We start from the raw sequence: 10,573 nt of genomic DNA on the forward strand, positions 1-10,573 counted from the left end.
TTTTTCCATTTTTATAGAAAAAAACGCCCATCCCTCTTCTTTCTCATGGAGGGATGGGCGTTTTTCGACAGTCTGAACCATTTATTTCTCAAGATTTAAGGTTAAAAGCGGAATTCTCGCTTGGTATTTTGCTAAAAGAGCTTGATTGTAGTCATCAGCATTTTCTGTATTTCCGCTCAAGAAGACAGGCGGCGCAAAACCAGCTTGATGCATAGCAGAAATAGCTTCTGCAAATAAACTTTGTAAAATGGCTGCACCTGTAACCGTTGAAGTCGCAGCAAATGGCACGTCGAAATTTTCAAGCCGTAAAACCGCATCTCCCTTCACCGCTTTGTTATCAATCACAAGATCGGGAATATCACTTAGTTTTTGTCCTGAAACGTGTCTCGAGTTTTGCGTTCCCGAATAAGCCTTTGACGTGATTCCAATGACATAAGCACCCTTTTGCTTAGCGAAAAGAGCCACATCAATTGGAACAGGATTTCTTCCGGACGTTGAAAGAACAATCATCACATCTTCTGCCCGAACATCTTCTTTTGCCATAAAATGTTCAGCGTAGTGGTTTTTCCGTTCTAACACCGAAGACTGCGCGGCTCCTTCATGAAGCATAAGCGGCTCATGTAAAATTGGGTGAATGGGAGCTAATCCACCTGCCCGGTAAAACACCTCTTCTGTTAAAATGTGGGAGTGCCCGCACCCGAATAAGTGAACAATACCTCCTGCCTCGATTTTCTTAGCTATAATTTGTCCAGCTTCTCGAATGTTTTCCTTTTCTTCCAGTTGGATAGCTTCAAGCATTCCAATGGCTTGATTTAAATAAGCATCAATCACAATATCCCTCCTAGCTGCTCAAAAATCCGTTCGATTTCATTCTTTTTAGTTCGCCCGGTTGCTTGATCTATCGTCGTCCCAAAAATATGCGGCATAAAAAATGGAATCCCCGTTTCGGCTACTTCCGAAATAATCGTTACAATATTATCCCAAGCAATTCCACCAGCAGGTTCAATCCCATGAATCCCTCTTTCACCGGCGACTTTCGCTAAATAAACAAGTTCATCCAAATGTTCCGTTCCGCGAATACTCATCAATTTAATAGAAGGAATTTGATGCTCGAGGCAATAATCGACTAGCCGTTCAACTTCAATCGAGCCACCCGTCACTAAATTTACAATCCCTACCTTACCTGATGGTCGAACAAGCGCATTGGCATAAATCCCATCCACTAGTTGCGCAAAAGCCGCCGTTTCAAGCGGCTGATTAATATGGCAATCCTGATCGAGCTCAGCGATCCTAAGAACACTTCGAAAGTTTTCAAAGGCGCCGCCACCTCCAAGACCCACGCTAACGATATCACTCGCTTTTTTGAGTTCATTCAAACGTGCGACCGCCTCTTCGGGGGTATCAAAATCGCTTGCGACAATCCCAGGCACCGCATAACCATCCGCGGCATCCATAACTTCTTTCGCATTTTCCGCATCTTGCGCTAAAAAATTAAAAAGTGCAAAATCATGCCATTTCTTCTGCTTTTCGAATTTTGTCTTGTTCAATTTCAATCAACTCCAAACAGGTTTTTAATGTCGTTTCAATCAAATATTCACCTTTTTCAGCCGTTGCAAGCGTGGCCTCTCCGAGAACTGCACTTTCCGTGAAATCTTGCCAAGGCATCGGTGTATAATCCGCATCAAGCGGTAAAATCGGCGGATCATCAATGGCTTTTTCCATCTCCACATGTTCACTTGCCAAATAAAGCATCAAGGAAGTCTCGATTTCACAAGCATGGATATACGTATGATGGTTCGCTTTCCCTTCTCGTACATCAGCCGCTAGTTTTTGAATATTCGGATAAAAAATGTGGAGTACACGCATATCGGGATGTTTCAAAAAGAGTTTTCTTGCGCCTTCTTTGAGTGCGGCCATGTTGCCAAGATGCCCGCTGATTAGTACAAACAGCCGCACGCCTTGTTTATAAAGTCCCTCGCCGATTTCAAAGATCATTTGGATCATGGTTTCGTTCGACAAACTCAGACTGCCCGGGAAGTCTTGTAAACTGAAAACTTGTCCATATGGCAAGACAGGCAGCACTAGGCCGTTTTTCTTGTCTGCGATCCGGTCTGCATATCTTTCAGCGAGAAGATTGTCCGTTTCAAGTGGCAAATGAGGTCCGTGTGCTTCAACGGCTCCTACGGGTAAAATCACGGGTGTGGTTTTCGTAATTTGTGCGGCGATTTCATAGGAACTACATGCTGCAAATTTCATTTCGCTTCCTCCTTATTTTTTAAATGTAAAGCAACGTGCCGAATTATCAACGAAGAATTTTTGAATGAGCTTTTCGCCATCAAACCCATTTTGATTCGCTTCGTGAATAAAGCGCGGCACCCATTTCTTCTTGATATATTCAAGTCCCGGCCCAAAATCATAATGTTTATAATACGTTTTCCGCGCGGTATCTCCACTTACAAGAATTTGATCTTCATAGCCCTTTTGAACGAGACTTAAAATTGCAGCAATCCGTGCACTTTCAGGCGCATATTTGATTTTAGCGATGCCATCAAAGGACAAAAAAGCACCGGTTTTTGCCACTTGTTCATGATAATAAGGATCTAAATTCCGGTCCATGTGCCCAATCGAGAGGTATTCTAGCGGCACGCCTTCTTCTTTTAAAATTTCAATTTGTTCGAGCGCCATCGTTCCCGCTTCTGTATGCGAATGAACCGGAGCTTTCGTTTCATGATGTGCACGTGCCACCGCTCGAATAGTTTTTTCTTCAAGTGGTGTAATCCGGTTATAGCCGGTTCCAAACTTGACTTGGCCTGCTTTAAAACTCGTGCCTTCAAGTCCTTCTTCAACTTCTCGCACAACAAATTCTGTCAACTCGGAAACTGAAGCCGCTTCAATCCAGTCATAGTAAGTCTCATAATTCCCAACAAGTTGCTTCAATTCAGGCTTCATTTTTCCTGTCCATAAAAAGCTCTTATTAAAGCCCGCCGTTCCAATAATTTGTACGCCTGTTTCTTTCGAAATTTCCGCTACTTCGCTCACGTGGCGACCATAATCTACTGCGGTTGCATCCACAATGGTTTTCCCGCCCAAATCTTTAAAGTCTTGAACATCAAGTTGCGATTTTTCTTTGTCGTCAAGCAGGAGATCATCTTCTCCTTTTTCTTGCCAAAACGATGGTGTACAAACAATGTGTTCGTGTGAATAGGTAAATCCTAATTGTTCAGGTTTGATATCTCCAAAAAAAGTACGAATATAACTCATTTTCTCCTTCCTTCCTTTCAAAAAACCTCTTCACGAAATGGCGGAAGAGGTTTCGGTTATTAAAAAATCAGTTTCGCCAACATACTAATGATTGGTCCTAATATGAACATGTCACTATCCGCTGCCCACATGGCTGTATCAGGAACGGTCGTGTTTATGAAGAAGGTTACCATCAAATATTGTCCCCAAGCAACAACAGTTGCAGTTAGGAATCCACCAATGAGCGCTCCGCGAACTCCACCCGTTGAATTCCCGAATACGCCGGCAACGGCTCCGTGGAAGAAGAGAACAATCATCGTTGGTACAAAGACATAACCCACTGTATTTCCAAGAACAACAAGCCAAATGATGGCTCCGACGAAAGCGCCAAGGAATCCTAGGATAACGGAGTTTGCTGCGTATGGATACACGATCGGCGCATCAAGGGCTGGTTTTGCCCCAGGCACAAGTTTTGTCGCAATCCCATTAAAGGCTGGTACAATTTCACCGATAAACATCCGAACACCTACCAAAACAACTGCAATCCCAGCTGCGAATGTAAAGGACTGAACAATGCTGTAAACGATAAAGCTTTGGTTTCCTGCTTCAGCAATTAGTTTTTCTGCCCCTGGTGTTTGTTTCACCATTAAGATAATCGCACCAACTAGGAATAGAATCCCCATTGTGAGTGCCGTGATCACGTTTGAATCTCGTAAGAATTCGAGTTTTTTCGGCAACTTAATGTGTTCAGCATCATTTTTCTTATTGCCAAATACTTTCCCAAGAAGAGCTGAAAGAATGGCTACACTCGCAGATGTATGTCCGAGTGCGACATTGTCATTTCCAGTAATTTTGCGTAAAAATGGTTGCACGATCGCTGGTTGGACAGTCCAGTAAAGTCCCATGATAATCGCTAGGAAGATTACAAGCGGCCAGAATGAAACATCGCCTCCTGCTGCTTGAACCGTGATCCCTGCAAAAATCGTTGTCGTCCAAAACATCATGTGTCCTGTTAAATAGATATATTTAAGTGGTGTAAAGCGTGCGAGTAAAACGTTGACTAAAAATCCAAGTGTCATCGCAAGCGTAACTGCACTTCCGAATTCTAAGTTGAATTTTTCTTGTCCTAAAAATCCGCTAAGTGGTGCTGTTTCAAGACCGAACACTTCTTTCCACATCGGCTCAAAAATTCCTAGAGAACCTGTTATGACAGCTGCGCCGGCATTGATAATTAAAAATCCGATAATCGCTTTAAACGTGCCGCTAACAACCTGACTCAAATTTTTCTTTTGGAGAAGTAATCCAAGTAAGACGATAAACCCGAGCAGAATAGCCGGCGTTCCAAAAAAGTTGTCGGCAATCCAAGTAATGATCTCCATTTTTTATCCTCACCCTTTTCTTTTCGTTAAATCGCCCCGCTAAGAGCTTGTTTAATTTCCGCATTATCAAAGTAATTATTGACAATCACGACTTTTGCACTTGTTTCACCAAGCGTTTCTGCAAGTTCTTGACTCGTTACAACGATATCTGCAGACATGGATCGTGCTGCTGAGACATCGATATGTTCCACGTCAGCTTCGACTTCCATTTCACGAAGTACATTTTCGACGTTCATCCGTAAAATCAAACTTGTTCCTTGGCCTAAACCGCAAACTGTTAAAATTTTCATTTTAATCCCTCCAAAATTGGCTGTATCTCTTCAAAATCCTTGGCTTCTAAAAGACGCTTGATATTTTCATTTTGACTGAGAAGAGCTACAATGTTTTGAATTACTTTCAAATGTTCTTCACTTGATGAAGCGGCTAAGCCAAAAACAAGTCTAACCGGATCATTCGCTTTATGTCCAAAAGCTACACCGCTAGAAAGCGTAACAAGCGAAACCGCCGATTTTTCCACTCCATCGGTGGGTCTTGCGTGGGGAATTGCCACATAAGGTGCAATCACAAAGTAAGCCCCATTTTCATGGTAAGATTCAACCATTTTTTCTATATAGTTTTCACTGACATAGCCCTTTTGCTGAAGCAATTTGCCCGCAAGTCGAATTGCTTCGTCTGCATTTTCTGCAGTTTGATTAAATGACAGTAAATCTTGGTTCAAAAATGACATCGTTTCTTCATCCCTTCTTGCTAATTGATAGCGCTATCAACCTCTTACAACTCTTATTATAGAGAGAAAGTGCTTTATAAAGAAGTCCAATTCCTTTCTTTCGGAAAGTGCAAAAAGTAGACACTAAAAAACAAGCTGAACGAGTCAGCTTGTTTTTTCCCGAATAAATCGTGCCACTTGCTCGGTATTTGTATGCTGTTCCATAAAAGTTAGAAAGTCATGTTGCATGATTAATTTCGTTAATTCGCTAAGTGCATTAATATGCGTGTAGGAATCAATCGAAGAAAGTACAATCAGCAGTTTAACTTGATCCTTTGGTTTCTTGGAAAAAGCGACTGGTGTCTCAAGCGCGAGCAAGCTCATTCCAACTCGAAATGCTCCGTCTCCTGGCGCTGCGTGCGGCAAAGCCACTCCGGGTGAAATGACAACATAAGGTCCGAGCGTCTCAATTCCTGTGATCATCGCTTCTTGATAATTTTTTGAAATATAACCTTCTTCAAGGAGCGGCTTTGCAGCAAGCCGAACCGCTTCTTGCCAATTTGGTGTGTTTTCTTTAAACTGAATGCGTTTTGCTGGGAGCAAATCGGAAAGCCCAGGTGAAACCTCGCTCACATCGTCCAACGCATTTTGGAACAAAATCGTTTTCAAATTTTGCGCAAGCGCTTCACGGTTTTCCACTTTCGCATATTGATCGATCACATCGAGAACGCTTGCAAGCATGCGCGCATCCGAATCACGCTGCGCCACATGTGGCATAATTTCCTTTAAAAGCTGTTCCTTTTGCGGTTCCGTTAAAATCGGACTCACGATAAAAGCCGGAATATTCGTGAGTACTGGAAGCGTTGCAACAATAAAGTCTGGCTGATAAGTTTTTTTCTCAAATTCTCTCAGAGAAATCGGCTCCAAAATTTCAATTTGTCGGTCCGTAAAAAGTTGTTTTAACTGGCGTTCGATCATCCGCGAAGTCCCGACGCCTTTTGAACAAATAATCAGTAATTTTTTCCGTTCCACAAGCACACTTTTTTTCCGTGATAGAAACCCGCCGAACAAAATCGCCACATAAGCGACTTCATCTTCTGGAATCGGTTTAGCAAGCAGCTCGCCAAACGGCAACATCACTTTCCGCGTTATCTCATAAACCTCCGCGTACTGCGTTTTAATATCCGAACGAAGCGGATTAATCCACTCGATGCCAAACAAAATCCGGTAATAAGCCGGCTCAAGATGAAGAAGCAAATCTCGTTTGAGCCGCTCGTGATCCTCAAAATTCACACAAGCCAGCCGTTCAAATTCCGTGATCATCTTCTTCACAGCCGCTTTTAAATGCCGCGCCACCTCAGATTCTCCAGAAAGACGATTCGCCCCTAAAAGCAGTCGTTCAAGAAACGCGAGTTCCGCTTCATTCCAGGCCACCAAGCGCGGCATTCTGCGATAAATTTCCTGCGCCCACTTTGTTTGCTCCCCTTCTTTCCCTTCCAAAAAATGACCTTGCAACATTCGAAAACTGAAAAAGCTGACAATCAAACTCAGCCGCGCCACAACCTCATCCGTATACCGCATCCCAAAAAGCTTTTCCAGTGCCACAAGCGAGCGAATCGCATCATTTTCTAGCTGCAAAAAGTCCGCATCATAGGAAGGCGCTTTTGTTCGAAGCAACTTTTTGAGTTCCGCTTCCGATTCAAAAGCGGGACTATTCAAACAATGGCGCAAGAAAAACTGGCGAATTTCTGCTTCATCCCCAACAATCTGGTTTCCATTTTTCCGTCTGTATAAAAGCTTTAGCCCCGCTTCACCCAGTTCTGCTTTAATTTGCTTCAAATCCTGAAGCGTAGTATTCCGGCTCACTCCGTTCGCCTTTGAAAGCGTCTCTTCAATCACACGCGCATCCGTAGCAAGCAAAAAAAGAAGGATTCGCGCTTTCCGTTCGGCCATAGTAAAATCAACATTATTTGTATCATAATTTTCGATTAATCGTAGAATCTCTTTCTTTTCATCTTCTGGCACATAATATCCTTGCCTGCGTACCATCTGAATACCACTAAAACCAACCTGTTCAAGTTCAAAGTTTGTTTTTTCAATCTCATATTGTAAGGTTCGTTTCGAAATCCCTAGTACTTCTTGCAACTTTTGTGGAGCTATATAACCGCGATTTTCAAGTAAATAATGTAGCAACTTAATTTTTCGAATATCGAATTGAATCACTTTCCATCAAACTCCCTCGAATCTCATTTTTCAACTTTCACATACAATGAAACCCTTTTTAAAATTAGCTATTAATCCTAGCATAGTGGAAGTGGAAAATCCTGTCAAACTGAGGTTTTTGTAAAATAAAAAAGCACCCTCTAGAGCTTGGTCATTCTCAGTAAAAGAAAAAAATAAATAAAGAGCTCCTATTCTTTATCAGGTCATGAAATTTTTATAAGAATAAATCAAATAATAATTTTGCTATCTTTTTAATCGATGATATAATGAAAACTTAGATTAAAAAAGGAGGTGCTGTTATAATTTTTTATTCATGGATTAAAATTATGATTCCACCATTTCCCTTCAAAGGATGTTTTTTTCATACTTAACAAATAATTAATTTAAGGAAGATTATAATGAAAAAAACATCCAAAAAAAACAATAATAAAATAAGTTTACCATTACTGGTCTGTTTAGTAGGTTTCCCTCAGCTAAGCGAAACTATCTATACACCTTCTTTAACTGAGATTGCCCTAAAATTCAGTACCACTCTCAATATTTCTCAAATGACTCTGAGTATTTACTTTCTAGCATTTGCCATTGGAGTAGTGTTTTGGGGAATTGGTTCAGATTACTTTGGACGAAGGAAGGCAATGAATTTTGGAATATTCGTATATATAGTTGGTAGCGTTCTTTGTCTTATAGCAAATAACATAATCCTACTATTTATCGGTAGATTTATTCAAGCTTTCGGTGCAAGTACTGGATCAGTCACTACTCAAACCATTTTAAGAGATAGCTATACGGGAACAGAGCGGCATCAAATGTTTGCTAAAATATCAGCTGTTTTGGCATTTTCTCCTGCGCTTGGTCCTCTTATAGGTGGGGTCATCACACAATTTTATGGTTTCCGCATCGTCTTTTTTGTGCTAGTGGTTATGGGGATGATTTTGCTTTATTTTAGTTTAAAGAATTTACCAGAAATGGCAAGTGATACGCAAGCCAACCTTAATTTATATAGTATGTTTAGGATTGCTAAAGAAATGATCTTAGACCCTCATACTGTAATTTTCGGTTTACTTATTGGCTTGTTTAATGGGATTATCTTTAGCTATTATTCAGAAGCACCTGGAATTTTTATTGATACGTTTCATTTTACACAAAGTCAATATGGATTTATGGGATGCGTCGTTGCATCAGCAACCATGATTGGGGCGTGGCTATCTAGTAAATCATTAAAAAAGAGAAATGCAATACAGACAATTAAAAAAGGACTTGTTGTATCATTTATCTCAACATTATTTTTGGTGGCAACTGTGTTTATACAGTTGAGCACTACAAGTGAGCTAATATTATATATATTGGGGATATTTTGCTTACTTGTTGGAATTGGAATATCATTGCCAAACTGTTTAAGTTTAGCACTTATTCATTTTCCAAAAACAGCGGGTACGTCAGGGGCCTTTTTAAGTTTAGGATATTATCTAATTGTCAGTCTTTGTACATTTATAATTGGAATAATCCGCACAGGTTCATTGCTTGTCTTTCCAATATTTTGTGCTATTATTCTTGTTATAGCGCTAATATTCGTATATTCCTTAAAAAATAAAAAGGCGATGAATAATTAATAATTAAAAAAGGCAGGATCCCTAAGTTTTATAGAGATCCTGCCTTTTAATTTATCTTAATAATCCCCAAAAAGATACATAAAGCTTTACTATTCAGTTCTTAAAAGGAAGTTTTCAAAAATAGCCCGATACAATGCTTCCCGTTTTAAATTTCAATGTTCCTATTCCATCCCTAAGTCTAATCTTTCGAAATTCTTGAAAGACTAACTATACTTCTAGAACCCCGTGATAGGCGAAGGGTGTCAAACTAAGATTTTGTGAGAAGCTAAAAGAAGAGTTGCATCACAAGAGGTTCCTTACCGTGAACTTATCCCATAAAATTTTCATTAATAATATCAAAAAATACTTAGCAAAGGAGTTTTAAGCCTCTTTTTCTCTCTATCTTAAATAATAAAAGCCTCAAGAATGATTTCTCAAACGTTAATCATTCTTGGGCTCTCCAGATTTTGTATAAAACAGCATATGAAAAAGTTTAAAGATTAGTCTACAGGTTCCAAATACTATGCTTTGTCATCCATAATTATGGTTTGCCTTAGTTCCTTGAATAGGTCGGTGCATTTTAGCTTATTTCAAGATCATGCAGTCTCTATTTATCGTTTCTTTTTCCGCTCATGCCAATCGCCAATAATATTGATGAAAATATAAGCTGCAAAAGCTACTCTAATCCAAAATAGTATGGTGTTGTTTGGTAGGACTATGGGTAAAACAAAAAGCAAGAGAATAGCAATTAATATAAAACAAATAGTTATCATTTTACTAGACATAATGGGCATCCTCAAAACGCTATTAGGGTCAGAATTTTCATGACCCACCAAGAAACGGCTTTACTCAATCCTATTTTTCTACAACCAAGATAAATAGCATCAGAAACTTTGCCAGTAAAGTGATCGATAAAACTCAATATAGCTTCAAATCCAGCAACTCCGCCCATTGCATTTTTAACTTTTTTAGGAATCTTATTCCATGCTTTTCTTAAGATTTTTACCGCCCAACTCAGTTTGCCCCGTTCTTTCAAAGTCAGTTTTTTTCCATCTTCATCATACGCTACCCCATTTTTCAATGTTATTCCTGTATCTTGAACCTTCATCAATTCTGCAATTTCAGCTTCAGATAACCCCAAATTCTTCAACTCCTCTTTTGTGGGCACATACGCACCTGAGCCTTTCTCCGGTGCAGCAGTCACTTGATCTTCTTGTATAGCTGCACGAACAGACAATATCGAAGGAAATACTACACTTAAGATTAATCCCATAATACTGGTTAATAACGTTGTTTTAATAAGTTTTTTCTTCATGTTGTTGCCTCTTTTCGTTGTATTAGTATTTGGTAATGAGTTTAGCTCAAAATCAGATCAAAAACTGTATTGAAAATTCTGGTTTTTATAATTAAAGAATTAAAAGTATGAAATTTAGCTG

General features: G+C 39.9%; 10 protein-coding genes. 1 reads left to right on the plus strand and 9 read right to left on the minus strand.

Annotation, left to right across the window (positions count from 1 at the left end; all coding sequences use genetic code 11):
* Positions 1-81: 81 nt before the first annotated feature.
* From HCK02_RS12180 to HCK02_RS12215, 8 genes are all read right to left on the minus strand, one after another.
* Complete coding sequence (locus HCK02_RS12180) at positions 82-831, minus strand: SIS domain-containing protein (protein ID WP_167630385.1); 750 nt, start codon at positions 829-831, stop codon at positions 82-84.
* Entirely contained in the window at positions 828-1,547 is a 720-nt protein-coding gene (locus tag HCK02_RS12185) for a KDGP aldolase (RefSeq protein WP_167630386.1), read from the minus strand. Before HCK02_RS12185 ends, HCK02_RS12180 begins: the two co-directional genes overlap by 4 nt.
* A complete protein-coding gene (locus tag HCK02_RS12190; protein ID WP_167630387.1) occupies positions 1,507-2,256 on the minus strand; it encodes a creatininase family protein in 750 nt (249 codons plus the stop codon). Before HCK02_RS12190 ends, HCK02_RS12185 begins: the two co-directional genes overlap by 41 nt.
* A gap of 12 nt (positions 2,257-2,268) precedes the next feature.
* The gene (locus HCK02_RS12195) at positions 2,269-3,261 is read right to left on the minus strand and encodes a phosphotriesterase family protein (protein ID WP_167630388.1); all 993 of its coding nucleotides are present in this window, start codon (positions 3,259-3,261) and stop codon (positions 2,269-2,271) included.
* 59 nt (positions 3,262-3,320) lie between these two features.
* Positions 3,321-4,619 (minus strand): PTS ascorbate transporter subunit IIC, encoded by a 1,299-nt coding sequence (ulaA, locus tag HCK02_RS12200; RefSeq protein ID WP_167630389.1) that lies wholly within the window; start codon positions 4,617-4,619, stop codon positions 3,321-3,323.
* Between the two features lie 26 nt (positions 4,620-4,645).
* Entirely contained in the window at positions 4,646-4,909 is a 264-nt protein-coding gene (locus HCK02_RS12205; protein WP_036074117.1) for a PTS sugar transporter subunit IIB, read from the minus strand.
* Positions 4,906-5,346: a PTS sugar transporter subunit IIA gene (locus tag HCK02_RS12210; protein WP_167630390.1), complete on the minus strand. Its 441-nt coding sequence runs from the start codon at positions 5,344-5,346 to the stop codon at positions 4,906-4,908. The genes HCK02_RS12205 and HCK02_RS12210 overlap by 4 nt, the downstream gene beginning before the upstream one ends.
* 144 nt (positions 5,347-5,490) lie before the next feature.
* A complete protein-coding gene (locus HCK02_RS12215) occupies positions 5,491-7,548 on the minus strand; it encodes a BglG family transcription antiterminator (RefSeq protein ID WP_167630391.1) in 2,058 nt (685 codons plus the stop codon).
* A gap of 398 nt (positions 7,549-7,946) precedes the next feature.
* On the opposite strand from HCK02_RS12215, the gene HCK02_RS12220 reads away from it, so the two are divergent.
* Positions 7,947-9,158: a multidrug effflux MFS transporter gene (locus HCK02_RS12220; RefSeq protein WP_167630392.1), complete on the plus strand. Its 1,212-nt coding sequence runs from the start codon at positions 7,947-7,949 to the stop codon at positions 9,156-9,158.
* Between the two features lie 775 nt (positions 9,159-9,933).
* Here the strand turns inward: HCK02_RS12220 and HCK02_RS12225 are convergent.
* Entirely contained in the window at positions 9,934-10,452 is a 519-nt protein-coding gene (locus tag HCK02_RS12225; protein ID WP_167630393.1) for a hypothetical protein, read from the minus strand.
* Positions 10,453-10,573: the final 121 nt, after the last annotated feature.

The sequence above is a fragment of the Listeria valentina genome (assembly GCF_011800755.1).
Classification (GTDB): domain Bacteria; phylum Bacillota; class Bacilli; order Lactobacillales; family Listeriaceae; genus Listeria; species Listeria valentina.